Annotated in this window: 24 protein-coding genes; 17 read left to right on the top strand and 7 right to left on the bottom strand. The window is 65.9% G+C overall.

The features are described 5' to 3' along the window. Position 1: 1 nt before the first annotated feature. From mgrA to tsaD, 7 genes are read left to right on the top strand one after another with little or no spacing between them, the layout of a single operon-like run. On the top strand, positions 2-1,048 hold the full coding sequence (mgrA, locus tag LOC57_RS01225) for an L-glyceraldehyde 3-phosphate reductase (protein WP_227925419.1): 1,047 nt from the start codon (positions 2-4) through the stop codon (positions 1,046-1,048). Further along, positions 1,049-1,582, top strand: coding sequence for a GNAT family N-acetyltransferase (locus tag LOC57_RS01220; protein ID WP_229957653.1), 534 nt, complete (start codon positions 1,049-1,051; stop codon positions 1,580-1,582). Between the two features lie 4 nt (positions 1,583-1,586). Further along, entirely contained in the window at positions 1,587-2,837 is a 1,251-nt protein-coding gene (gene alr, locus LOC57_RS01215) for an alanine racemase (RefSeq protein ID WP_229957651.1), read from the top strand. Next, entirely contained in the window at positions 2,834-3,367 is a 534-nt protein-coding gene (tsaE, locus tag LOC57_RS01210; RefSeq protein WP_229957649.1) for a tRNA (adenosine(37)-N6)-threonylcarbamoyltransferase complex ATPase subunit type 1 TsaE, read from the top strand. The genes alr and tsaE overlap by 4 nt, the downstream gene beginning before the upstream one ends. Before the next feature lie 36 nt (positions 3,368-3,403). Beyond that, positions 3,404-4,072, top strand: a complete 669-nt coding sequence (gene tsaB / locus LOC57_RS01205) for a tRNA (adenosine(37)-N6)-threonylcarbamoyltransferase complex dimerization subunit type 1 TsaB (RefSeq protein WP_229957646.1) — start codon at positions 3,404-3,406, stop codon at positions 4,070-4,072. Positions 4,073-4,098: 26 nt separating this feature from the next. Continuing rightward, positions 4,099-4,563: a ribosomal protein S18-alanine N-acetyltransferase gene (gene rimI, locus LOC57_RS01200; RefSeq protein WP_227912960.1), complete on the top strand. Its 465-nt coding sequence runs from the start codon at positions 4,099-4,101 to the stop codon at positions 4,561-4,563. Next, entirely contained in the window at positions 4,560-5,639 is a 1,080-nt protein-coding gene (gene tsaD, locus LOC57_RS01195; RefSeq protein WP_227912842.1) for a tRNA (adenosine(37)-N6)-threonylcarbamoyltransferase complex transferase subunit TsaD, read from the top strand. The genes rimI and tsaD overlap by 4 nt, the downstream gene beginning before the upstream one ends. On the opposite strand, the gene LOC57_RS01190 is transcribed toward tsaD, so the two are convergent. Beyond that, entirely contained in the window at positions 5,636-6,781 is a 1,146-nt protein-coding gene (locus LOC57_RS01190) for a glutamate--cysteine ligase (RefSeq protein WP_227912843.1), read from the bottom strand. The genes tsaD and LOC57_RS01190 overlap by 4 nt on opposite strands. 175 nt (positions 6,782-6,956) lie before the next feature. On the opposite strand from LOC57_RS01190, the gene LOC57_RS01185 reads away from it, so the two are divergent. Next, positions 6,957-7,769: a shikimate 5-dehydrogenase gene (locus tag LOC57_RS01185; RefSeq protein ID WP_229957644.1), complete on the top strand. Its 813-nt coding sequence runs from the start codon at positions 6,957-6,959 to the stop codon at positions 7,767-7,769. 42 nt (positions 7,770-7,811) lie between these two features. Here the strand turns inward: LOC57_RS01185 and LOC57_RS01180 are convergent, their stop codons facing one another. Beyond that, positions 7,812-9,041: a class I SAM-dependent methyltransferase gene (locus LOC57_RS01180; protein ID WP_229957642.1), complete on the bottom strand. Its 1,230-nt coding sequence runs from the start codon at positions 9,039-9,041 to the stop codon at positions 7,812-7,814. A gap of 54 nt (positions 9,042-9,095) precedes the next feature. Here LOC57_RS01180 and LOC57_RS01175 point away from each other — a divergent pair, with 54 nt between their 5' ends. The 5 genes from LOC57_RS01175 (at position 9,096) to LOC57_RS01155 (ending at position 13,952) form a co-directional block, all read left to right on the top strand. Beyond that, entirely contained in the window at positions 9,096-10,250 is a 1,155-nt protein-coding gene (locus tag LOC57_RS01175) for a MalY/PatB family protein (protein ID WP_227912846.1), read from the top strand. Positions 10,251-10,385: 135 nt separating this feature from the next. Beyond that, complete coding sequence (locus tag LOC57_RS01170) at positions 10,386-10,754, top strand: DUF6507 family protein (protein WP_229957640.1); 369 nt, start codon at positions 10,386-10,388, stop codon at positions 10,752-10,754. Between the two features lies 1 nt (position 10,755). Further along, complete coding sequence (locus tag LOC57_RS01165) at positions 10,756-11,976, top strand: hypothetical protein (RefSeq protein WP_229957637.1); 1,221 nt, start codon at positions 10,756-10,758, stop codon at positions 11,974-11,976. Between the two features lie 82 nt (positions 11,977-12,058). Beyond that, positions 12,059-12,463 (top strand): hypothetical protein, encoded by a 405-nt coding sequence (locus tag LOC57_RS01160; protein ID WP_229957635.1) that lies wholly within the window; start codon positions 12,059-12,061, stop codon positions 12,461-12,463. A 103-nt stretch (positions 12,464-12,566) separates the two neighbouring features. After that, positions 12,567-13,952, top strand: coding sequence for a hypothetical protein (locus LOC57_RS01155; RefSeq protein ID WP_229957633.1), 1,386 nt, complete (start codon positions 12,567-12,569; stop codon positions 13,950-13,952). Between the two features lie 32 nt (positions 13,953-13,984). Here the strand turns inward: LOC57_RS01155 and LOC57_RS01150 are convergent, their stop codons facing one another. Beyond that, the gene (locus LOC57_RS01150; protein ID WP_227912854.1) at positions 13,985-14,287 is read right to left on the bottom strand and encodes a hypothetical protein; all 303 of its coding nucleotides are present in this window, start codon (positions 14,285-14,287) and stop codon (positions 13,985-13,987) included. A gap of 402 nt (positions 14,288-14,689) precedes the next feature. Between LOC57_RS01150 and LOC57_RS01145 the strand changes: the two genes are divergently transcribed. Then, positions 14,690-15,484 (top strand): hypothetical protein, encoded by a 795-nt coding sequence (locus tag LOC57_RS01145; protein WP_229957631.1) that lies wholly within the window; start codon positions 14,690-14,692, stop codon positions 15,482-15,484. Between the two features lie 10 nt (positions 15,485-15,494). Here LOC57_RS01145 and LOC57_RS01140 read toward each other — a convergent pair whose 3' ends face one another. The 4 genes from LOC57_RS01140 to LOC57_RS01125 all read right to left on the bottom strand — a co-directional run bounded on the left by LOC57_RS01140 (position 15,495) and on the right by LOC57_RS01125 (position 19,330). Continuing rightward, positions 15,495-16,253: an iron ABC transporter ATP-binding protein gene (locus LOC57_RS01140; protein WP_227912860.1), complete on the bottom strand. Its 759-nt coding sequence runs from the start codon at positions 16,251-16,253 to the stop codon at positions 15,495-15,497. 37 nt (positions 16,254-16,290) lie between these two features. Further along, positions 16,291-17,307 (bottom strand): iron chelate uptake ABC transporter family permease subunit, encoded by a 1,017-nt coding sequence (locus LOC57_RS01135; RefSeq protein WP_229957629.1) that lies wholly within the window; start codon positions 17,305-17,307, stop codon positions 16,291-16,293. Then, positions 17,300-18,325: an ABC transporter permease gene (locus tag LOC57_RS01130; RefSeq protein ID WP_229957627.1), complete on the bottom strand. Its 1,026-nt coding sequence runs from the start codon at positions 18,323-18,325 to the stop codon at positions 17,300-17,302. The genes LOC57_RS01135 and LOC57_RS01130 overlap by 8 nt, the downstream gene beginning before the upstream one ends. Positions 18,326-18,388: 63 nt before the next feature. Beyond that, positions 18,389-19,330, bottom strand: coding sequence for a siderophore ABC transporter substrate-binding protein (locus LOC57_RS01125; protein ID WP_229957624.1), 942 nt, complete (start codon positions 19,328-19,330; stop codon positions 18,389-18,391). 332 nt (positions 19,331-19,662) lie between these two features. On the opposite strand from LOC57_RS01125, the gene groES reads away from it, so the two are divergent. The 3 genes from groES to LOC57_RS01110 all read left to right on the top strand — a co-directional run bounded on the left by groES (position 19,663) and on the right by LOC57_RS01110 (position 23,850). Then, a complete protein-coding gene (groES, locus tag LOC57_RS01120) occupies positions 19,663-19,959 on the top strand; it encodes a co-chaperone GroES (protein WP_146361179.1) in 297 nt (98 codons plus the stop codon). An 82-nt stretch (positions 19,960-20,041) separates the two neighbouring features. After that, the gene (gene groL / locus LOC57_RS01115; protein ID WP_227925068.1) at positions 20,042-21,652 is read left to right on the top strand and encodes a chaperonin GroEL; all 1,611 of its coding nucleotides are present in this window, start codon (positions 20,042-20,044) and stop codon (positions 21,650-21,652) included. A 143-nt stretch (positions 21,653-21,795) separates the two neighbouring features. Continuing rightward, a complete protein-coding gene (locus tag LOC57_RS01110) occupies positions 21,796-23,850 on the top strand; it encodes an acyltransferase family protein (RefSeq protein ID WP_229957622.1) in 2,055 nt (684 codons plus the stop codon). The last annotated feature ends 3 nt before the right edge of the window (positions 23,851-23,853 follow it).

Here is a 23,853-nt window from a genome sequence, read left to right as displayed (position 1 = left end):
CATGACTTATGTTGCTGCAGAGAACCGATATGAATCCATGCCCTACCGCCGCGTCGGACAGAGCGGACTCCAGCTCCCGGCCGTCTCGCTCGGGCTGTGGCACAACTTCGGTGATGACAAGCCCTTCGAAACGCAGCGGGCCATCCTGCGCCGTGCGTTCGACCTGGGAGTCACCCACTTTGACCTGGCCAACAACTATGGCCCGCCCTACGGTTCCGCAGAGACCAACTTCGGCCGGCACATGCGCGACGATTTCCGTCCGTACCGCGACGAGCTGGTGATTTCCAGCAAGGCCGGTTACGACATGTGGCCCGGCCCCTACGGAAACTGGGGATCCCGCAAGTACCTGCTCTCCTCCCTGGACCAGTCCCTGGAGCGCATGGGCCTGGATTACGTGGATATTTTCTACAGCCACCGCCCCGACCCGGAAACCCCGCTGGAGGAAACCATGGGTGCCCTGGACACGGCAGTGCGCTCCGGCCGGGCGCTTTACGCGGGCATCTCCTCCTATTCGCCGGAACGGACCATTGAGGCGGCACGCATCCTGCGGGAAATGGGCACCCCGCTGCTCATCCACCAGCCCTCCTACTCGATGCTCAACCGCTGGGTGGAGGACGGCGAGCCCGACCTGTTCGCCGCACTGGATGAAGTCGGCGCCGGCTCCATCGCCTTCTCGCCGCTGGCCCAGGGGCTGCTCACCAACAAGTACCTGGGCGGCGTTCCGGAAGATTCCCGTGCCGCCGCGGGGAAGTCCCTGGACAAGTCCCAGCTCTCGGAAGAAAACCTGGAACGGGTCCGCGGGCTGAACAGCATTGCCGAATCCCGCGGCCAGAGCCTGGCGCAGATGGCCATTGCCTGGGTCCTGCGCACCCGGGCCGACGGCGCGTCCATCACCTCCGCGCTCATCGGCGCCTCAAGCGTCAAGCAGTTGGAGGACTCGCTGGCTGCGGTCAACAACCTGGAGTTCAGTGCAGACGAACTGCACCGCATTGACGAATACGCCGTCGACTCCAAGATCAACCTCTGGGCAGCGGCCCTCGAAGCGTAAATGGCGGAAGTTACCATCCGGACGGCCCGGCCGGGCGACTGGCCGGGCATCTGGAACCTGATGGAGCCCATTGTGCGTGCCGGCGAGACGTACTGCTGGGACACCGGCACCGACGAACAGCAGGCCCGGGAGCTGTGGCTGGAGCCGGCGCCCACGGAGGTGTTCGTGGCGGAGCTGGACGGGACGGTGGCCGGCACCGCCCAGCTGCATCCGAACCGGTCCGGAAACGGCAGCCACGTGGCGAACGCGTCCTTTATGACCGGGGCACAGTTCAGCGGCCGCGGCATTGCCCGCGCCCTCGCGGAACATGTCCTCGCGGAGGCCTCCCGGCGTGGCTACCGGTCCATGCAGTTCAACGCCGTGGTGCAAACCAATACCCGGGCCGTACGCCTCTGGGAGTCGCTGGGGTTCCGCATCCTGGCCACCGTGCCCGAAGCCTTCGACCATCCCGTCGCAGGGCTTACCGGACTGCACATCATGTACCGCTCCCTGCAGCGCCCCGGCGGACGGACCGGTACAGGGGTGGAAGAATAGGTACGTGAACTATGCAGAATCCCAGTCCCACGCAGAACGGTCGGCCGTCATCGACCTCGCTGCGATCCGCCACAATGTCCGCCACCTGTCCCACGTTGTCAGCCCCGCACGGGTGATGGCGGTAGTGAAGGCGGACGGCTACGGGCACGGTGCAGTGCAGACCGCCCGGGCAGCGGTCGAGGCAGGCGCGGCATGGCTGGGGGTTGCGCACATCAGTGAAGCGCTGGAGCTGCGGGCCGCGGGTATTACCGAACCGGTCCTGGCCTGGCTGCATACCCGGGACACGGACTTCGGCGAAGCGATCCGCGCCAATGTGGATGTCGGGGTGTCCGGCTGGGACCTGGACGCCGTCGTCGCAGCCGCGCGGGAACTCCAGATACCCGCCCGCGTGCACCTGAAAATCGACACCGGGCTGGGCCGCAACGGCTGCCCGGAGGACCTTTGGGAGGCCTTCGTAGGGCGCGCCCTGGCCTACCAGGAGGAGGGCCTGCTGCGCGTAGTGGGCATCTTCTCGCACTTTGCCGTGGCCGATGAGCCGCACCGCCCGGAAACCGACGAGCAGCTGCAGAAGTTCCGCATTGCCGTCGCCGTGGCAGAAGACGCCGGTGTGGACCGCGAAGTGCGGCACATCGCCAACACTCCCGGAGCGCTGTCCCGGCCCGACGCCCACTTCGACCTGGTCCGCATTGGCCTGGGCATGTACGGGCTGTCCCCGTTCGCGGGGCAGACACCGGCCGAGCTTGGCCTGCGCCCGGCAATGACGCTGAAAACCACCATTGCGGCCTGCAAGGAGGTCCCCGCCGGGCAGGGTGTGTCCTACGGGCTGCACTACCGGACGAAGGAACCCACCACCCTGGCGCTGGTGCCCCTGGGCTACGCCGACGGCGTTCCGCGGGTGGCCACCGGCGGTCCGGTACAGGTGGACGGGCAGGTTTACCCGGTGGTGGGCCGCATCGCCATGGACCAGATGGTCATTGACCTGCACCGGACGGGAATCGCCGGGACCCCCGAGTCGCTTGTGGGCCACGAAGCGGTCCTCTTCGGCGGGGAAGGCGCGCCCGGCGTGGACGAATGGGCGTCGGCCGCCGGCAGCATCAACTACGAGATCATCACTAGGATCAGCGGCCGGGTGCCCCGCCGGTATGTGGACAGTGCTGCGGGCAAGCCGGCCCCGGCCGACGCACCTCCCATTGCCTTGGAAGCGGCTGAGCAGAATGCGGGCGGTCCGGCTGCGCAGAAGGTACAGGCCCAGTGACGCAGGCAGCCGCCTGGGAGGCGGAGTACACCACCACCGGTGCCGGTGAAACGAAGGCACTCGCCGCACGCCTTGGCGCCCTGCTGCAGCGCGGTGACCTGCTGCTGCTGACAGGGGAACTCGGCGCCGGCAAAACCACGTTCACGCAGGGCCTGGGCGAAGGCATGGGCGTACGCCCGGGCATCATTTCGCCCACCTTCGTGCTGGTGCGCGAGCACCCCAACATGGCCGGCGGTCCGGACCTCGTCCACGTGGACGCCTACCGGCTGGGCTCCGAAGGGGAGGTCGACGACATCGACCTGGAGGCCTCCATGGACCGCTCGGTCACCGTGGTCGAGTGGGGTGCCGGACTGGTGGAGCACCTATCCGACAGCCGGCTGGAAATCACCCTGGTCCGCGCCGTCGGCAGGGCCTCCTCCGGGCCGGACGGGCCGGGCACCGACTTCTCCGCAGAGGACACGGACGAAGAGCGGCTGATCCGTCTGGCCGGCTACGGTCCGCGCTGGGCCGCGGCCCCGGACCTGGGCTGAAGGAAGCGCCCGGCACGCGCCGGTAGAATGGTACCCGTGCTGATTCTGTCCATCGATACCTCCGCCATAGCCAGTGCGGCTCTGCTCAACGGGGAAGGGGAGGTCCTGGGATCCTTTGCCACCGCCGACACCCGCTCCCACGCCGAAGTCCTGGCTCCCGGCATCGCCGCCCTGCTGGCTGAGGCCGGTGTTGCCGGCGCGGACCTCGACGCCGTGGTGGTGGGCGTCGGCCCGGGACCGTTCACCGGGCTGCGCGCCGGGATCGCAACGGCCCGCACCCTCGCCTTCGCCTGGGATAAACCGCTGCACGGGGTGATGAGCCTGGACGCGATCGCCGTGGACGCCGCCCTGGACGCGTGGCGCCTGGGCATCGACGAGTTCGCCGTCGCCACCGACGCGCGCCGCAAAGAGGTCTACTGGGCCAGCTACCGAAGCACCGGCGGGACACCCGAACTGCTCGAGGGGCCGCACGTCGGGGACCCGGCCGTAGTACCGGCGCTGCCCGTCTACGGTGCCGGTGCCGGGCTCTATCCCGAAATCCTGCATGCCGTGGAGGACTTTGCCGCCGCCCAGCCCACCGCCGAAGCGTTGGGCCGAACCGCCGTCGTCCGACTGGCCCGGGGCCTGCCCCTGCTGGCGAGCACCCCGCTGTACCTGCGCGAATCCGATGCCAAGGTTCCCGGCCCGCGGAAGCGCGCCCTGTGAGCGCCCCCGGCGTACGGCTGCGGCCCATGACCGCCGAGGACATTCCCGCCGTGGACGCCCTGGAACGCCGGCTGTTCCCGGTCGACGCGTGGCCGCTGCAGATGTTCCACGACGAACTGGCGCAGACCGAGACGCGCTCCTACTACGTGGCCGAAGACGCGGACGGCACGGTGATCGGCTACGCCGGGCTGATGTGCGTGCTGCCGATCGCGGACGTCCAGACCATTGCCGTGGTACCCGAGAAGGAAGGCGCCGGCATTGGCTCACGGTTGCTGGCCATGCTCGTGGACGAGGCCCAGCAGCGCGGCGCCGAAGACGTGCTGCTGGAAGTACGCGATGACAACCCCCGCGCCCAGCGCCTCTACCGCTGGTTCGGCTTCGAACAGATCCACATCCGCCCCCGCTACTACCGCGACGGCGCCAGCGCCCTGATCATGCGCCTGCCGCTGGCCGCGTGGTCCGGTGCACCAGATAAGAAGGACAGCAAATGAACCGCACCGAACCCCTGGTGCTTGGCATCGAATCCTCCTGCGACGAGACCGGCATCGGGATTGTCCGCGGCACGGCGCTGCTGACCAACACGGTGTCCTCCTCCATGGACGAACACGTCCGCTTCGGCGGGGTCATTCCGGAGATCGCGTCCCGGGCGCACCTGGACGCCGTGGTGCCGGCCCTGCAGGCCGCCCTGGCCGAAGCAGGCGTCAGCCTTGCCGAGCTCGACGCCATTGCGGTGACCTCCGGCCCCGGCCTGTCCGGTGCGTTGATGGTGGGCGTCAGCGCCGCCAAGGCCCTGGCCCTGGCCACCGGCAAACCGCTGTACGCCATCAACCACCTGGTGGCGCACGTGGGTGTGGGTGTGCTCGACGGCGGGGCGCTGCCGGAGAACCTCGGGGCGCTGCTGGTTTCCGGCGGGCACACCGAAATCCTGAAGGTGGCTTCCCTGACCGACAACGTGGAACTGCTCGGCTCCACCATCGACGACGCCGCGGGCGAGGCCTACGACAAGGTGGCCCGCATCCTCGGCCTGGGGTACCCCGGCGGACCGGCCATCGACCGGCTGGCCCGCGAGGGTGATCCGTTGGCCATCCGCTTCCCGCGCGGACTCACCCAGCCCAAGTACATGGGGACGCCGGATGCGCCCGGGCCGCACCGTTACGACTGGTCCTTCTCCGGGCTGAAGACGGCCGTGGCCCGCTGCGTGGAGCAGTACGAGGCCGCGGGGCAGGAACCGCCGGTGGCTGATATTGCAGCGTCCTTCCAGGAAGCCGTGGTGGACGTCATCACCGCCAAGGCAGTGCTGGCCTGCACCGAGCACGGCATCACGAACCTGCTGCTGGGAGGGGGAGTGGCCGCCAATTCGCGGCTCCGGGCACTGACCGGTGAACGGTGCGCCGCTGCCGGAATCACCCTGCGGGTACCGCCCATTTCGCTGTGCACCGACAACGGGGCCATGGTGGCGGCGCTGGGAGCCCAGGTGGTCATGGCCGGCGGCGAACCCTCCGGCATCGGCTTCGGCACGGACCCGTCCCTGCCGGTGACCACAGTCCACCTGCCGGCCGGCGCCTAGGCGCCGCGGAGCTGGGCGATCCCGTCGAGGACGACGGCGCGCAGGTCGCCGTCGTTCTCCGCAGCCACCCGCCGCTGCCGCTGGTAGCCGGCACCGCGCTCGATGATGGTCCGCACGTCGGCCAGTTCCGCGCTGCATCCCAGCTGCTCCGCAACCGGTTCCAGCCGGGGCAGCACGTCTTCGAGCAGGTGCTCGGTGACCAGCTTTTCGTTGCCCTCCGCGTCCAGGATCACGATGGCTTCCAGCCCGTAGCGGGCCGCCCGCCATTTGTTTTCCTGCACATGCCACGGGGGCATGGTGGCAATGGTGCCGCCGGCGTCGATGATTGAGGAGAATTCGTGGACCAGGCACTGGGTCAGGGCGGCTATGGCACCCACGTCCTGCAGGTTCGCCAGTCCGTCGCATACCCGCATTTCAATGGTGCCCAGGCCGGGGACGGGCCGGATATCCCAGCGGATTTCACTGATGGAGTCAATGACCCCGGTGGTGAACATGTCCGCGACGTAAGCCTCGTATTCGGTCCAGGAACCGAACTGGAACGGCAGTCCGGCGGTGGGCAGCTGCTGGAACATCAGGGCCCGCTGGGAGGCGTAGCCCGTGTCATCCCCGGACCAGAACGGCGAGGAAGCGGACAGGGCCTGGAAATGCGGGAAGTAGTTGACCAGGCCGTCGAGGACGGGCAGCACCTTGTCCCGGCTGTCCAGGCCCACATGCACGTGCACGCCGTAGATCAGCATCTGCTGGCCCCACCACTGCGTGCGGTCAATGAGTTTGGCGTAGCGTTCCTTGTCCGTGACCGGCTGGGAGCGCGGCGTGCTGAACGGATGCGAACCGGAGCAGAACAGTTCCACGCCCATCGGGTCGGTGACCCGGCGGACCGCCTCCAGTGAACGGGTGAGGTCGGCCTTGGCTTCGGCCACGGTGGTGCATACGCCGGTCACCAGCTCCACGGTGTTTTCCAGCAGTTCCTGCTTGATGTGCGGATGCTCTTCATCGGCCCGCAGTGCAGGATCATTGGCGTTGACACCGGACAGCACCTGGTCCGCTACTGAGACCAGGTCGCCCGTACGGCCGTCCACGAGGGCGAGTTCCCACTCGACTCCAAGGGTTGACTGCGCGGACTTGGCGAACTCGATTTCCAAACTGTCTCCTGCTTCATGCATTACCAACTAACAGCGCCCGGACCCGCATCTTTGCGCTTGAGAACCTTCCCAATCCTATCGCCGCGGACAGCACCGGCAGACCTGTTACGCCGAACCGGTCCTGCGCCGCGGGACCGGCGCGAGCTGCAGCCGTGCCGGCAGCCATAATGGACAGATGCCGATCCTGAACAAAGACATGACCCTGTGCATCTCCCTGGCCGCCAGGCCGAGCAACATCGGAACCCGTTTCCACAACTACCTGTATGACGAGCTGGGCCTGAACTACGTCTACAAGGCCTTTGCCCCCGCCGACTTGGCGCAGGCCATTGCCGGGGTGCGCGGGCTGCCGATCCGGGGCGCGGCAGTGTCCATGCCGTACAAGGAGGAGGTGATTGCACTGGTGGACCGGATGGACCCTTCTGCCAAGGCCATCGACTCCGTGAACACCATCGTCAACGACGACGGCGTGCTCACCGCTTACAACACGGACTACCTCGCCATCGCCCGGCTGCTGCGGGACCACAGCGTCCCGGCCTCGCACTCAGTGCTGCTGCGCGGGTCCGGCGGCATGGCCAAGGCTGTCGCCGCGGCCCTGCGGGATGCGGGCTTCTCCGACGTCACCGTGGCGGCCCGCAACGAGGCCGCCGGGCGGACGCTGGCGGACCTGTATGACTTCGCGTGGCAGCCGGACCCGGGAACCTCGACGGCGGACCTGCTCATCAACGTGACACCGCTGGGCATGGCGGGCCGGGACGAGGACGTGCAGTCCTTCACTGACGACGCCGTGGCTGCCGCGAAGGTGGTGTTCGACGTCGTCGCGCTGCCTGCCGAGACCCCGCTGATCACGGCCGCGCGGGCTGCCGGCAAACCGGTCATCACCGGCGCGGAGGTCATTGCCATCCAGGCCGAGGAGCAGTTTGTGCTTTACACGGGTGTGCGGCCCACGCCTGAGCAGGTCCGGGCGGCCAGCGAGTTCTCCCGCGCCTGAGGGAGCGTCCCTGCCGGCCGCCGGCGGCTCCCGGTATGCGGCTCAGGCGGCGGGGACCGGCTCCACCACCAGGGCCACACGGTCTTCCCCGATCCGGGTGAGGACCAGTGTGGCCTTGTTGTCCGCTTTGCCCGGTCCCTTTCCGGAACCGGCGAGCAGGGCCTTGCGTACTTCCTCGGGCGTTACGGACATGCCGCGCTTTTTGATGTCCAGCACGCCGATGCGGTTGTCCTTCACCCAGGCCTTCAGCGCCTTGACATTGTAGGGGCGCACCTCGAGGATGCGGTAGGCCCGGGCAAACGGCGTCTCGCGCAGCTCAGGTGCGCAGATGTAGGCAATGTGCTCATCCAGCAGATGCCCCTCCAAGGTGCGGGCGACATCGGCCACCAGCCCGGCTCGGATCACGGCGCCGTCGGGTTCGTAGAGGTAGCCCTCGGCCGGACCCACCTGCACGTCCTGGGCGCCGGCGTCGTAATCCACCGGCGAGGTCAGTTCAGCGGCACCGGCGGCGCCCATAACCAGCGCCGCCCGGCGGACGCCGTCGCGGCGGAGCGCGTTGAACCACAGCGTGGCTTCCGTGACGTCGCCGTCTACGGAGACCCACTGCGCTTCGCAGTTCGCCGGCAGCGCCTCGTGCGGAATGCCCGGGCCCATCTTCACGCCTACCGGCAGCCCGGAATCGGCCAGGGACTCCACAAAGGACAGGGGAGGGGAAAAGGCCTCCGGGTCAAAGATGCGGGTGGTTCCCGACGTCGAGGTGGTGCGGCGCGCGGGATCCAGCCACACGCCGTCGAATCCGGTCAGGTCGAACTCCTCCGCCCGTCCCTGCACCACGGTGGCCTCGGGCCAGGGCATCAGGTTGATGGTGGCCGCGGCGGCCGTAACCTCGTCGAGCTCCACGGAGGTTACCTGCCGGTCCAGCGTGGCCAGGGCCAGGGAATCGGCGCCGATTCCGCAGCCGAGGTCGGCCACCTTGGCCAGGCCGGCCGCCTGGTAGCGCTGGGCATGCAGGGCCGCAACATTGAGCCTGGTGGCCTGCTCCAATCCCGGGGCGGTGAAGACCATGTGCTCCGCGAACGGGCCGAACTTTGCCCGGGCCTTCATCCGCAGCTTCGCCTGGGTCAGCACGGCGGCCACCAGCTCGGGGGAATGCCCGGCCTTGCGCAGCTCCGTGTTCAGCTTCAGGGACTCGGATTCGAGATACGGGGGCAGGGAGTTCAGCAGCTGCCATCCCTCGGGGGTCAGAACGTGTGCAAGGGAAGTATCAGGCATGCCCACCAGCCTAGTTCTTCTGCGTGCAGCCGCGTTAGCTGTAGGTTGGGCGGCATGACGAAGATCTCCGCCGAGCCGCTGGCCGCACTGCGGGAGCGGACCAGCTGGAAATGGCAGACGTATCCGCAGGACGTGCTGCCCCTGTTCGTGGCCGAAATGGATTATCCGCTGGCCAAACCCGTGCAGCAGGCCGTCATCGACCGGGTGCTGGCATCGGACACGGGTTACATCGCCGGGCCCGGTATGGTGGCGCAGGCCTTTGCCGGGTTCGCTGCCCGGACCTGGGGCTGGACGGTGGAGCCGGGGGATGTCCGGTGCACTACGGACGTGAGCGTGGCGATTGTGGAATGCCTGCGGCAGACGGTGCCGGTGGACGGCAGTGTGGTGATCACCCCGCCGGTGTATCCGCCGTTCTTCGAACTGCCAGTGGAAGCTGATGCCTCCGTGGTGGAAGTGCCGCTGCTGCCCAGCGCAGAAGGCTGGACGCTGGACCTGGCCAACATCGAGCGCGCCTTTGCCCGCGGCGCTGATGCCCTGTTGCTGTGCAATCCGCACAACCCGCTGGGACTGGTCCACTCCGCCGGCACCCTGCGTGCGCTCGCCGACCTGTCCGCGAAGTACGGCGTGGCCGTGATCAGCGACGAAATCCATGCTCCGCTGACGTATTCGCCAGACTCCTTCACCCCGTACCTCACGGTGTCCGACAACGCGCGGGAGTTCGGCATCTGCGTCACCGCCGCCAGCAAGGCCTGGAACATCGCCGGCACCAAGTGCGCCGTGATGGCGGCGGCAAGTGAACGGACCCGGCTGCAGCTGGACTCCATGCCGGCAGAAGTGTCCGCCCGCACCAGCATCCTGGGCCTGCATGCCACAACAGCGGCGTACAACGACGGCGGCCCTTGGCTGGCCGGGGTGATGGAATCACTGGCGGAAAACCGGATACTGCTGGGGGAGCTGCTGGCGGAGCATTTGCCCGGGGTCGGCTACCGTGCGCCGTCGGCTGGCTACCTTGCCTGGCTGGACTTCGGTGCGGCGGGCTGGGGAGATGATCCGGCTGCGTTCGCCTTGGACCATGCGCGGGTGGCGTTGGAACCGGGACTGCGGTTCGGCCGGCAGGGTGCCGGATTCGCCCGCCTGAATTTCGCCTGTTCATCCGAGGTGCTTACCGAGGCCGTGTCACGGCTGGCCGCCTCGGCCGCCCTGCGGTAGCCGGGCCGGTATATGCAGCATTTCCATGGGTAGTTCTGCCCATGGTAAAAGGCGGTGATCGCCGGTAATGTTCCGTTCCGGGCAATTCACATTGTTTTGCGGCCTGTAAATGAACTATCGGGGGATCAGTAAATCATGGGTCTGAACGGTTACAGCATAGATGTTGCTACGTGCTCGGGGATATTGGCGAGGGCGCGTGATGACGAAGGCATTTGGAATGCAATCGGAGCGGTCGACGTCGCCTACGATGACGCCGCTAACAGTTGTGGGAGCGCTGCCGTGGCAGCAGCGCTTATCGAAGTGGGCGAAATGCTTTCCCAGCAGGGACAATTCGCGGCTGCCCGTGTGGAAAATGCCGTGGACGGTGTGGGGCAAGCGGTCAGCGCATACATCAAGGGCGACATGGACATGGCCGAATCGGGCCGGCGGAGCGTGAACCAGGTACCGCAACTGGATCACGACCCGGCAGCGTCGGGTGCCCGCAGCGTTTCGGCGGTGTCCTGAAATGGCCATCGACACAACAGGCTTGTCCGGCTGGCCCTCGCCGGCGCACCTGCAAGCCGGGGCCAGGGAACTCTCGGATGCCGGCCCGCAGCTTGAAAACGCCATCCTGGATGTCTCGGCGACATGGAACGGTTTGCAGACTGCCTATATGGCCCCTGAGGCCGACCAGGTGTACGGCGTGTTCTCCGACATCACGCCGCATGGAAACTTTGTCAGTGCTGTTTCGGTGCAGGCCGCAAGGGCCTTGGAGACGTTTGCCGACGGCATTGCCGTGTTGGAAGGAGCGCGGGCTGTCCTGTTGGCCGATATCGCCGGCCATAATGCTTTCGTCAACAGCGCAGCCTGCACCGAGGAAGACGCACCGCAGATGCGTGCCGCGGGTGATTTGCTCCAGGGCCGGGTTAACACCCTTGCCGCCGAAATCCTCCAACTGGAACAGGAATGCGTTCAGGCCCTTTCCGAGGCCACGGGGGAAACCAATCCGCTCTTCTCCTTCGCATCGACTGAAACCGGTGGATTCATCCTTAATACGGTTGATACGTTGCGCGGCGGCGCGAAATCCCGGGGTGCACACTCGGCTGCAGGCCCCCGCAACTACTACGATCTCCGGCCTGAGGTCAACGAAAAGCTGTATAACGCCTCTCAGCGCTACGCAAGATACGTGGATGCGAACCCGGACAAGTGGGCCGTTGTCCCAGATGAATTCCGTGATGCCACAAAGATCGGCAAGGCGGCACGTGCTGCCGGTCCCGTGATGGTGGTTGGCGGGGGCCTGCTAACTTTCGGTAATGAACGCCAGGACGAGATTAACCGGCTGCGGGAAGCAAATCCCGGGATGTCGGAGGCGGACATTGAAGGCCAGGCGAATGAGAAAGCCATTTTCCGTGCCGGGACGAGTGTGGCCGCGGGTCTGGGTGCAGGCTATGCGGGTGCCGCAGTCGGTACGATGATCGGCGGCCCGGTGGGGACCGTAGTGGGCTTTGGCGTCGGCATGGCCATTTCATGGGCGGTGGACACCGAGTTGGATATCTTTGGTGGCCGTAGCTTGACACAGGCGGCAGGTGACGGAGTGCAAAATCTTTGGAATGCTGTTACCGAGAACGAAAAGGTAGAGAAAGCCGCCGCCAAGGCCAAAGAACTTGTCAGCGATGCCAAGGAAGCTGTAGAAGGTGCCATTGGCAAGGCCGGCGCAGCTATGTTCAAGAGCGTATTCGGACGATGACCCGGACCTGGGGTATCTTCCAATTCTGCGCCGCATTCCAGCGTGACCCGCAGGTGCCTACAGACAGAGACAGGTGATCCCCTTGAAAGAGGACCTTTTCCTTGCGATTTTTTCCCTGCCCTTCGGCGGGTTTCTGATGGTGGTTGGGCTCTTGGTCTATAACGGTCGTTTCCTGGCGTTCCGAGCGGTGCTGAACAGCTTTTCGAGTGGTGAACCTGCCCTGGCGTCCACCTACATTGGACTTTTTTTCATCCTCATTCCCCTCTCGCAGATGGCCTTAGCCGCCGATATCAATGAATTCGCCATAATGGTGATTGCCTGCGTTACTCTGCTGAGCGGTTTTATAGGGGTGCTGGGCGGTTTCTGGATGCCGAATTTCCTCAAGCCCCGGTTTATCAGGGAAGAAAATGCCGAGCGAAAGCGGGCGCGGCAGGCCGAACGGGAGCGGCGGAAGAAAATCCAAGCCGGATCCGTAAGCGCTGAGTGAAAGCCTGATCCGCTTACCGGCGCGCCGGCTTTATTCGTCGACAACTATAGGGGCACACCCATTGGAACTGTTTTCAGGTTTTTCTCCGGTCAGCTTTCGCGGGGTGAACGCTGCCCTTCCTCCGGGCTGGGTGCAGGAGGAAGGCCCCGATGACACCTGGGTACTGGCGCACCCACCGGTACCGGAGGGCCATTTCCGCCCCAACCTTGTGATTCGCATCGGGCGGAACGATGGCCATCCGCTGGAATGGGTGGCCACCACGGGGCTTGCCGCCACCATGGCTCAGTTCGCCGCACTCCACGTTCTGTCCGTGGACGAATGGCCCAAAGTCTTTGACCCGTCCCTGGGACGGGCAGTCCCCGGACGAAGGCAGCGTTTCGTATATCAGGGAGAAGGCCAAACCGTATGCGTGGACCGGTGGATCTGGGTGCTCGGCGCGGGCCTGGTCGAAGCGACCGGCAGCTATGCCTTGGAGGACCACACCGGACAAAAGACCCTCATCGAATACCTGGTTGACCAACTGACAATCACCGGCCACGGCAGTAACCGGATTCCGGACTGGGCGGAGCTGGACCGGGCGGAGCTGGACCGGGACAGGGATCCCCGTCCCGACGTTTTCGCCTCGCAGCAGCGGGAAACCTATCTTGAGGACCTCAGCCGGGTCGCGGCGGAACAGCCTTACCGGCCGGAGGGGCGGCTGCTGACGGAAGCTGCCGCGGATCTCCTGCTGTCTCTTTGCGGCCGGAAAAAACTAGGCCGGTTTGATCTTGCCGGCAACCGGTCTGCAGCGGCGGAACTGGTGGAGGCCGGGCTGCTGACCGCCGAGGGGCATGTCACTGAGAAGGGTGCCGCTTGCCTCTATCCGCTCACTGATCCCGTCGCCAGGCTGTCCCTTACAGCCCGGCGCGGTAACGAGGAAACAGCGGCGGACGTATGGATTGGTGAAGGGCTGGCTTTGTTGGTCGCCGGTCCGTCGTTCTTCGGTCCGTCCTCCGAGCCGGCTTATGGGCCCGGGGAACGCGAAGTCCGTATACTTCCCCCCGCCCTTCTGCCGTTGGTCCTGGCATCATGGGCCGGCGTGGCTCCGGCATGGGCCATGCGGCATGATCCGCTTGTCGTGAGCGAAGGAGTGTTCCACGCGAGGGTAGCTTCTTCGTCTGTCCCTGCCCCCAACGCCGGGGAAGCGGAGCACCGATTGTGGGCCGCCCAGTGGACGAGCTGGGACATTACCCATATCGAGGCCAATGCCGGCTTCCGATGGCTTCATGCCGGCGAGGCAGGCCACTACTCGGTGATCCCGGCCGACGGCGGTATCCGGCTGGATGCGCAGCCGTCCTCCCTGGTCTGGGATGCCATCGCCAGAACGGTTCATACTGCAGCAACGGGAGCACCGCTGGATCTCGGTGCGGATGTCCCTTCCGCATGGCTGCACGCCCGATCCCACGAGGACATTGTCCACCGCCCGGGGAACGGGGCGCCCACCCGCTGAGCAGTGGCGGAAGGCTGGAGGCGTCCGGAGGGCTAAGCCGCCGGAGCCAGGATGCTCAGCTGCCGAGGTGCAAGTGCCTCCGTCTCCGGCCGCCCCGTCAGCACCGGCAGTTCGCCCGTTTCGGAGCTGCGGGTCAGGCCGGCCATGGCGCTCTCGGTGACAACGGCCCGGCGCAGGTCCAGGACTACGTTGAGGCCCGGAAGGGTGGCGTTGGCTCGGCGCGCCAGCACGTACAGCACCCTGCAGTTCTGGTCAGTGACCCGCCCGTGCACCACCAGCCGTGCCTGCTGGAGATCGAGGTCGAGCCGGATGGCCACACGGAGCTTGGGGTCCACGGCAGGTCCTTTCCTTGCGGGCGGCGGAAGCTTGGGGTCCCAACCTAGGAGAACGGTCTGGGACGGCGCAATACAAGGGGCGGTTAACTGGCCGCCGGGCCTGCGTATTTGCCGATGGGCTTCATGGTGCACGGTGCGGGGCAGGTAGTCGATGGGTAGTTCTACCCATCGACGGTTTTTGCCTCCGCCCGTACGTTGGAACCACACGTCAATCAGGGGGCAGCAACAATGCCGGTATACGGCCGCACCACCGGGGAAATTAGTGCCCTGCACAGTACCGCCCTGCACAGTACCGCCCTGCACAGTACCGCCCGGCACAGTATCGTCCGCACACAGCCGGCTGGGCCCTTTCCCGCACCCGCTCCCGCTCAGGGGACACTCCCGGAAGCGCTGGACAGTTTCATGCTTTCAGCATCGGCGCTGGAGTTACTGGCGGCCATGGTTTCGCGCGCGGCCTTGGAACGGCGTCGTCGGAGGCTACAGCCGGCTGCGGTGGCCGAACTGCAGGACGCGGACCTGCTGACTGCAGATGCTTTCCTCACCGCCCGGGGACACCGCCTGGCCGGGCCCTGGCGACGGGCCGATAGAAGGCTGGCACTGTGCAGCAGCAATTATGGCAGCAGCACCAGGCTGGACATCTGGACCGGAGAACGCGAGGCACTGCTGCTTACGGGAACCGACGTGCTCACGGGACCGGATTTGCTCTCCGGTCCCCGCGCGTCCAGCGGAAACGAGCAGCTGTCCCTGCTGCCGTTGGGCAGCCTGACACCTGTACTGGCCCGCCGGGCCGCGTCACCGCACGCAGGGCCCGGATCCGCCGCCGCACCGGGAGGGCATCAGGTCCTGGTTCTTGACGCGCGGGAGTATGAGGACCGGCTGAACGGTTTCCGGTTGCCGTCCCCGGAGGGAGCCGGCGCAGAGATCCGGGACATGCTGGAAACGGACTGGACGGAATGGACCCTGGCCGACCAGTCCTCGGGGCAGGGATTCACCTGGATCAGCGCTGCCGGGGCCGGCATATGGGCTGCACAGTCACTGCCCGGCGCCGGCACGGCGCTTGAGGCGATTGCATCTTCCACGCTCCAGGACATCCTCATGTGCCTCGTTTATGCTCTCCCCGAGCAGCTCGGCTCTGCGCTGCCGGCGAGCCGCGGCCGTGGCGGGCGGAAGCAGCAGCAACGCGGGCAGGGCCGCTGATCGGGGCCGGTCAGGCGAAGTACACGCCTATCCGGTTGCCTTCAATTTCCTCGATCCGGATATCGATGTCGTAAATGTCCTTCAGGACTTCCGGGCGCATGATGTCCGACGGCGGCCCCTGATGAATCAGCCGGCCGTCACACATGGCGATGATGTCGTCCGAATAGCAGGACGCGAAGTTAATGTCGTGGATGACCAGCACCACGGTCTTGCCGAAGTCGTCGGTAAGCCGGCGCAGCAGCCGCATCATTTCCACGGAGTGCTTCATGTCCAGGTTGTTCAGCGGCTCATCCAGCAGCAGGTAGTCCGTGTCCTGGGCCAGCACCATGGCAATGAACGCGCGCTGGCGCTGGCCTCCGGACAGCTCGTCCACGAACTTGTCCGCCAGGGCAGTCAGGTCCAGGTACTCCATGGCGGTATTGATGTGGGCCTTGTCCGCAGGCCCGGGACGTCCGCCGTTGTGCGGGTAGCGGCCAAACCCGACCAGGTCCCGCACAGTCAGGCGGACAGTGAGCTGGTTGTCCTGGCGCAGGATGGCCATCTTCTTCGCAAGGTCGCGCCCCGGCGTGGTGACGACGTCGAGCCCGTCCACGGTGACCGTCCCCGAGTCCATCCCCAGCAGCCGGCTGATCATGGAAAGCAGCGTGGATTTGCCGGCGCCGTTTGGTCCAATGATCGAGGTGATGCCGCCTTCCTTGATTTCGCAGCTGACACCGTCCACCACGACGGCGGAGGAGTAGCGTTTGGTCACGCCGGAAACGGAAATCATGATGCGGGGCCTTTCTGGCGGTGCAGCGGGGACGGGATCATTTCACCGATCCCCGCAGGAGCAGGATGAGGAAGACAATGCCGCCCACGAATTCAATGACGATGCTCAGGGCGGTATCGAAGTCGAAGATCCGCTCCAGCACCAGCTGCCCGCCCACCAGGGCAATGATGCCCAGGAGCACGGCAATGGGCAGGACAGCTGCGTGGCGGAACTGGGCGCACAGCTGGTAGGCCAGGGACGCGACGAGCAGGCCGAAGAAGGTCACCGGGCCCACCAAGGCGGTGGACACCGCCACCAGCACCGAGCAGATGACCAGCGTGGCGGTCACCGCGCGCTTGTGGTCCACACCAAGGTTCACTGCGGTTTCCCGGCCCAGCGCCAGCACGTCGAAGGAGTGCCGCATGCGCCAGGCCATGGCACTGACGACGGCGACGGCAACGGCCGAATAGCCGAGCAGCCCGGCGTCCACGTTGTTGAAACTGGCGAAGAACAGGTCCTGCAGGATGATGAATTCGCTCGGGTCGATCAACCGCTGCAGCAGCGAGGATAAGCCGCGGAACATGGTGCCGAAGACAATGCCTACCAGCAGCATCAGGTGCAGCGACTTGCCCCCGCCGGTGAACAGCCAGCGGTACAGCAGGAAGGAGAAGCCCACCATCAGCAGCACTTCGATGCCGAACCGCGCGGGGGCGCCCAGGGACAGCAGCGCCCCGCCGCCCAGGGCGAAAACGAGCACGGTCTGGATCAGGATATACAGGGCGTCGAAGCCCATGATGGAGGGGGTGAGGATGCGGTTGGCGGTCACTGTCTGGAACAGCACCGTGGAGACGCCGACGGCGTAGGCCACCAGGATCATGGAACCCACCTTCACGGCACGCCGGGGCAGGATGTAGCCCAGGTTGCCGCGGAGCTCGATGGTCATGAACACGGCGACGAGGGCCGCAGCCACCACGCCCAGGGTGATGATCCAGAATTTCGCCGGCACCGTCCGGACCGGCCGGCGCCGGTGCTCCGTGAGGGCTGCGGGCAGCACGCTGGGGGAGGACTCAGGCACGGGAACCCCGTTTGCGCAGCAGAAGGTACAGGAAGATGACACTGCCGACGGCGGACACAATAACGCCTACGGGAATTTCATACGGGTAGCGGATGGTGCGGCCGATGATGTCGCACAGCAGCACGAAACCGGCACCGAACACGGCAACCCAGGGAACAGCCCGGCGCACGTTGTCACCGATCAGCAGCGAGACCAGGTTCGGCACGATCAGCCCCAGGAAGGGTATGGAGCCGACGCTGACCACAACCACGGCACTGATCAGGGACACGATGACCAGGCCCAGTGCCATGACCCGGTTGTAGTTCAGGCCGAGGTTGGTGGTGAAATCCGCCCCCATGCCGGCCACGGTGAAGCGGTCTGCGGCAAGGTAGCCGATCAGGGTCAGGGCGCCCACAATCCACAGCAGCTCGTAGCGTCCGCGCAGGACACCTGAGAAGTCGCCGATCATCCAGCTGTTGAGGGTCTGCAGCAGGTCGGTGCGGTAGGCGAAGAACGTGGTGACGGCGGAAATGACGCCGCCGAGCATGATTCCCACCAGGGGGACAATCAGGGTGTTGCGCAACGGAATCCGGCGCAGGACCAGCAGGAACAGTGCGGTCCCGGCAGCGGCGAAGACCGAGGCCGCGGACATCTTCAGGAACATGGACGCACCCGGCAGCAGCACCGTGACGGCGAGGATGCCCAGCTGCGCCGATTCCACCGTTCCCACAGTGGAGGGCTCCACGAACTTGTTGCGGGCCATCAGCTGCATGATCAGGCCGGCCACGCTCAGGGCCATGCCAGCCAGGACGATGCTCAGGGTGCGGGGGAATTGGCTGGCCCAGAAGAGCATCTGCGTGGTGGGATCCCCGGCAAGCAGCGAGGACAGGGACAGGTCGCCCACGCCCACAAAGAGGCTGAGGGCTGCCAGGAGGATAACAATGCATACACCCGCGGCGAGTCCGAAGGCCGAACGCACAAAGCGCCGCCGTTCAACGGCGGCGGGGGCTGGTGCCGGCTGCGCGGCGGTAGCGGTCATAGTGATGTCCAGTTCCTCCGCGGCCCGGCACAGGTGCCGGGCCGCGGAGCGGGGGAGGCGCGGCTAGAGGGCGTCGTGGATGGTGGAAACCATCGAGTCGACGTTGTTCAGGCCGTATCCGACCAGGTACCAGCTGGCGGAGTCCAGCATGGTGATGTTGTTGTTCTGAGCAGCCTTGGTGCTCTTGACCAGTTCGTTGTCCAGCACGGCGGACGCGGCTTCGCCGGATTCGCCGACGGCAACGTCCCGGTCAATCACGAACAAGTGGGCGGGGTTGGTGTCGGCAATGTAGTTGAAGGACACGGACTCGCCGTGGGCGCCTTCGGTCTTCACTTCGGCAGCGGGCTCGACGCCGAGGACGTCATGGATGATGCCGAAACGCGAGCCGGCGCCGTAGGCGGTCATTTCGCCGCCGCTGGTCATCACGATCAGGCCGTTGCCGGCGTCGGCTGCCAGCTTCTTGGTGTCCCCGACCTTGGACTCCAGCGCCGAGAGCTTGTCCTCGACCATGTCGTCCTTGCCGAAGATCTTCCCGATGGTCCGGGTGTTTTCCTCGAAGGAGTTCCACGCATCGGTGTTGTCGACACTCAGGTCGATGGTCGGGGCGATCTTGTTCAGTTCCTCGTAGGAATCCGCAACGCGGCCGGAAATGATGATCAAATCCGGTGCCTCGGCGCTAATGGCTTCGAAGTCCGGTTCCTTCATGCTGCCGATCTTGGTGATGTCATCCGCCGCGTACTTGGACAGGCTCTCAGGGAAGTTGGCCGCCGGGACGCCGTCGACGTCAATGTCGAGGGCATCCATCGTGTCCAGTGCACCGAGGTCGAAGGTGTAGACGGTCTCGGGGTTCACCGGTACTTCGGTGCTGCCCTGCGCGTGCTCGACCGTCACGGTGGAGGCCTGCGTGGACTCGGCGTCGGCTTCTGCGGCTTCGGTGGAGCAGGCGCTGAGGGCCAGGAGGGACACAAGGGCGGTTCCGGCCAGCAGGCGGGACGTGGTGATCATGGGGGCTCCGGTAAGAGTCGTGGTGCCTGTTTCGGAAATAGGGCACAGAAATGTTTTCTAATGATGCGCGCAGATGAAAACTATCCGCTTAGGTAAGCCTAAGCAAATTAGCTTTCCGGCATTAGCCGCGCAATGGACCGCCGGAGACGGCGGGAATCGGCCCGCGCTGGCACTCACCTTGACCGAGTGCTAACCGTTGCATAAAGTCTCACTTAGCACTCCGAACGTGAGGGTGCTAACTCCCGAAGGGACAGCGCGAACCGGCACCGCGACGACGGCCAGCGCCAACCAACGGCCCCATTCTGTTAGAAACTACGCAAAGGAGAGCCCGAGTGTCGGTCTCTATTAAGCCCCTTGAAGATCGTATTGTTGTCCGCCCCCTCGAGGCCGAGCAGACCACTGCTTCCGGTCTCGTTATCCCGGACACTGCCAAGGAAAAGCCCCAGGAGGGCGAAGTAGTTGCAGTTGGACCCGGCCGCGTTGACGACAACGGCAACCGCATCCCGGTTGACGTTGCCGAAGGCGACGTAGTCATCTACTCCAAGTACGGCGGAACCGAAGTCAAGCACGGTGGCCAGGAGTACCTGGTGCTGTCCGCCCGCGACGTGCTGGCCGTCGTCGTAAAGTAGTTCCCCCCGGAAAACCCCGGCCACATCCTGGCCGGGGTTTTCTGATGCAGGTGCAGATGTAGTTGTCGGAAAGGACACACACATGGCAAAGCAGTTGGAGTTCAATGACTCCGCCCGTCGCTCGCTGGAAGCCGGCGTTGATAAGCTCGCCAACGCAGTCAAGGTGACCCTCGGCCCGCGCGGCCGCAACGTCGTCCTGGCTAAGTCCTGGGGCGCTCCCACCATCACCAACGACGGCGTCACGATTGCCCGCGAAGTCGAGCTCGATGACCCGTACGAGAACCTTGGCGCACAGCTGGCCAAGGAAGTAGCCACCAAGACCAACGATGTTGCCGGCGACGGCACCACCACGGCCACCGTCCTGGCGCAGGCCCTGGTCAAGGAAGGCCTGCGCAACGTTGCCGCCGGTGCTGCTCCCGGGCAGCTCAAGCGCGGCATCGAGGTGTCCGTGGACGCCGTTGCCAAGCGCCTTCTGGAGAATGCCAAGGAAGTTGAAGGCAACCAGGTGGCCCACGTGGCCGCCATCTCCGCGCAGAGCACCGAGATCGGCGAACTGCTGGCGCAGGCCTTCGACACCGTCGGCAAGGACGGCGTGATCACCATCGAGGAGTCCTCCTCCACGCAGACCGAACTGGCCATCACCGAAGGCATGCAGTTCGACAAGGGCTACCTCTCGCCGTACTTCGTCACCGACCCGGAGCGCCAGGAAGCCGTCCTCGAAGACGCGCTGATCCTGATCAACTCCGGCAAGATCTCCTCGGTTGCCGAGTTCCTGCCGCTGCTGGAAAAGGCGCTGCAGACCTCCAAGCCGCTGTTCATCATTGCCGAAGACGTCGACGGCGAAGCCCTGTCCACCCTGGTGGTCAACAAGATCCGCGGCACCCTGAACGTGGTTGCCGTCAAGGCTCCGGGCTTCGGCGACCGCCGCAAGGCCATGATGCAGGACATCGCGACCCTCACCGGCGCACAGGTGGTCAGCCCCGATCTGGGCCTGAAGCTGGACCAGGTTGGCCTGGAGGTCCTGGGTTCGGCCCGCCGGATCACCGTCACCAAGGACAACACCACCATTGTTGACGGCGCCGGTTCCGAAGCCGACGTTGCCGACCGCGTTGCACAGATCCGTGCGGAGATTGAGCGCACGGATTCTGACTGGGACCGCGAGAAGCTGCAGGAACGCCTGGCCAAGCTCTCCGGCGGCATCGGCGTCATCCGCGTCGGCGCAGCCACCGAGGTGGAGCTGAAGGAAAAGAAGCACCGCATCGAAGATGCTGTTTCCTCCACCCGTGCAGCCCTGGAAGAAGGCATTGTGGCCGGCGGCGGTTCCGCGCTGGTCCACGCCTCGCAGGTCCTGGACACCGACCCGGAGGTCCTGAAGCTCGAAGGCGACGCCGCCACCGCGGTTTCGCTGGTGCGCCGCGCACTGGCCCAGCCGCTGCGCTGGATCGCTGAAAACGCCGGCGCCGAAGGCATGGTCGTAGTCGCCAAGGTCGGTGAGCTGAAGGTCAACAACGGCTTCAACGCCGCCACCGGCGAATATGAGGACCTGATTGCCGCCGGCATCATCGACCCCGTCAAGGTCACCCGCTCGGCCCTGCGCAACGCCGCTTCGATCGCTTCGCTGGTGCTCACCACCGAAGCCCTCGTGGTGGAGAAGCCTGCCGAGGAAGACGAGGACCACGGCCACCAGCACTAGCTGAACAGCCGCGCTCACCAGGCACCTGGCCCCGCCCCGGAAACCCTTCCGCGGCGGGGCCTTGCGCTGTCCGGGCGGCGGTGCCGGGCTTACGCAGCGGGTAAACTCTTCCGGTTATATGTTCCAGAACAGAAGGGCAGCGGGTGCCGGACACACACCAGCAGGAGCGGCGCTACCGGCCCGAAGTGCAGGGCCTGCGCGCCCTCGCCGTGGTGCTGGTGATGGTTTACCACGTGTGGCTGGACCGGGTTTCCGGCGGCGTGGATATTTTCCTGCTCCTGTCCGCGTTCCTGCTCACCGGGTCCTTTGTACGGAAGATGGAAGCCGGCCGGCCGCTGGCGCTGGGCCGGTATTGGCTGCACCTGTTTCCCCGGCTGCTGCCCTCCGCGGCGGCAGTGCTGCTGGCCGTGCTGGCTGCGGCCCGCGTCCTGCTGCCGGCCAGCGACTGGACGGGCGTGTTCCGGCAGGCCTGGTCCTCACTGTTTTATGTGCAGAACTGGACCCTGGCCAACGGCTCGGTGGATTACTACGCCCGCGACCACAGCAGCGCCAGCCCGCTCCAGCACTTCTGGTCACTGTCGGTCCAAGGCCAGGTGTTCATCCTCTGGCCCCTGCTCTTTGCCCTGGCTGCCGGGGCCGCGGCGGCCTTCGGATGGCGCTTCCGCCCGGTACTGCTGGCAGTGTTCGGCACGGTCTTTACCCTCTCCCTGGCCTTTTCCGTCCGCGAAACTGCCGTGAACCAGGCCTACGCCTACTTCGACACCCGCACCCGCCTGTGGGAGTTCGCACTGGGTTCGCTGCTGGCCCTGGCACTGCCGTACCTCAACCTGCCGCGCCTGCTCCGGATTATTATGGGCTGGGTCGGCCTGGCTGCCATGCTCAGCTGCGGCGTGCTGCTCCAGGTCCAGCAGCAGTTCCCCGGATATATTGCCCTCTGGCCCCTGCTGGCCGCCGCCATGATCATTGTGGCGGGGCAGACCGGCAGCAGGGCGGGGGTGGACCGTTTCCTTGCCGCACCGCCCCTGGTGAAGCTGGGCAACAGCTCCTACGGCCTGTACCTGTGGCATTGGCCGGTCCTGGTGTTCTGGCTGGTGTATTCCGGGCAGGATTCCGCCGGGCCGGTAGACGGTGCACTGGTCATCGCAGCGTCCCTGGTCCTGGCCGTGCTCAGTACCCGGTTCGTGGAAGCGCCCGTGCGGTCCTTGTCCTGGAGCGGAGCCGGACGATGGCGTTCCGCCGTCGTAATTGCCGCCCTGCTGGCCGTGGTGGCTGCACCCCTGGCCGGCTGGCAGCGGCAGGTGCACGGGACTCAGATCAAGGTCATGAGCCAGGGCGTGGCGGAAAACCCGGGTGCCCTGGCCCTGGATCCGGCCTTCGTGGAGTCCGTGCCGGCTGAAGCCGTGCTCAAACCGGCCGTGAGCAGCATCGGCAGTGAATGGGCGGACTTCGACGGCGCCTGCGCGCCGGAGTACGCGCCTGCCGATCCGCTGTTGGGCAAGTGCCTGGAAATCGGGTCGCCGGAGGGCGCCGAGCGCACCATCGTGGTCCTCGGGGACTCGCATGCCCAGCAGTGGATGGCCGCGATGGGTCCTGTGGCCCGGACGAACTCGTGGCACCTGATCGCCGTGCTCAAGCCCGGCTGCCGCTACGGCGGCGACGTGCCGGAGCGCAGTGCCGAATGCAATTCCTTTAATGCCGCCGCCGCACGGTACGTGCTGGAAAGAACTCCCGACGCCGTGTTTACGGTGGCATCGCTCACACGCGAAAGCTCGCCGGAGGAGATCCTGGTCCCGGGTTACGACGACGGCGTGCGGCCTTTCGCCGAGGCGGGGATCGGCGTTATAGCCCTGCGCGACAACCCCCGTTTCGACTACGACATGGTCAAGTGCCTGGAAAGCAACGAGCTGGATCCGGGGGGCTGCAGCATGCCGCGCAGCCGGGTCCTGGCCCCGGTTTCCCCGCTTGAGGGCTTATCCGAGCGGATTCCGGGGACAGCCGTGGTGGATATGAGCGACCGGCTGTGCACGGAGGGGGAGTGCCCGGGCATCGTGGGCAACATGCTCGTGTACATGGACCACGACCATCTGGGCAAGACCTACCTGGAGACCACCGCGCGGGTCCTTTCCCAGCGGATACTGGCGACCACCGGCTGGGACGGTGAACCCGTTCCGGCCGAAGGTTACCAACCCGTGGAATAGGGG

Origin of the sequence: Arthrobacter sp. zg-Y750 (assembly GCF_020907365.1) — a bacterium.
GTDB lineage: Bacteria > Actinomycetota > Actinomycetes > Actinomycetales > Micrococcaceae > Arthrobacter_B.
The sequence above is the reverse complement of the archived record's forward strand: the minus strand, read 5'-3'. Positions and strand labels throughout refer to the sequence as shown.

Excerpts from the sequence above, each read along its gene's own strand:
- mgrA (WP_227925419.1), top strand. The coding sequence starts at position 2 with ATGACTTATGTTGCTGCAGAGAACCGATATGAATCCATGCCCTACCGC.
- LOC57_RS01220 (WP_229957653.1), top strand. The coding sequence starts at position 1,049 with ATGGCGGAAGTTACCATCCGGACGGCCCGGCCGGGCGACTGGCCGGGC.
- rimI (WP_227912960.1), top strand. The coding sequence starts at position 4,099 with ATGACCGCCGAGGACATTCCCGCCGTGGACGCCCTGGAACGCCGGCTG.
- tsaD (WP_227912842.1), top strand. The coding sequence starts at position 4,560 with ATGAACCGCACCGAACCCCTGGTGCTTGGCATCGAATCCTCCTGCGAC.
- LOC57_RS01185 (WP_229957644.1), top strand. The coding sequence starts at position 6,957 with ATGCCGATCCTGAACAAAGACATGACCCTGTGCATCTCCCTGGCCGCC.
- LOC57_RS01180 (WP_229957642.1), bottom strand. The coding sequence starts at position 9,041 with ATGCCTGATACTTCCCTTGCACACGTTCTGACCCCCGAGGGATGGCAG.
- LOC57_RS01175 (WP_227912846.1), top strand. The coding sequence starts at position 9,096 with ATGACGAAGATCTCCGCCGAGCCGCTGGCCGCACTGCGGGAGCGGACC.
- LOC57_RS01170 (WP_229957640.1), top strand. The coding sequence starts at position 10,386 with ATGGGTCTGAACGGTTACAGCATAGATGTTGCTACGTGCTCGGGGATA.
- LOC57_RS01165 (WP_229957637.1), top strand. The coding sequence starts at position 10,756 with ATGGCCATCGACACAACAGGCTTGTCCGGCTGGCCCTCGCCGGCGCAC.
- LOC57_RS01145 (WP_229957631.1), top strand. The coding sequence starts at position 14,690 with ATGCTTTCAGCATCGGCGCTGGAGTTACTGGCGGCCATGGTTTCGCGC.
- LOC57_RS01140 (WP_227912860.1), bottom strand. The coding sequence starts at position 16,253 with ATGATTTCCGTTTCCGGCGTGACCAAACGCTACTCCTCCGCCGTCGTG.
- LOC57_RS01130 (WP_229957627.1), bottom strand. The coding sequence starts at position 18,325 with ATGACCGCTACCGCCGCGCAGCCGGCACCAGCCCCCGCCGCCGTTGAA.
- LOC57_RS01125 (WP_229957624.1), bottom strand. The coding sequence starts at position 19,330 with ATGATCACCACGTCCCGCCTGCTGGCCGGAACCGCCCTTGTGTCCCTC.
- groL (WP_227925068.1), top strand. The coding sequence starts at position 20,042 with ATGGCAAAGCAGTTGGAGTTCAATGACTCCGCCCGTCGCTCGCTGGAA.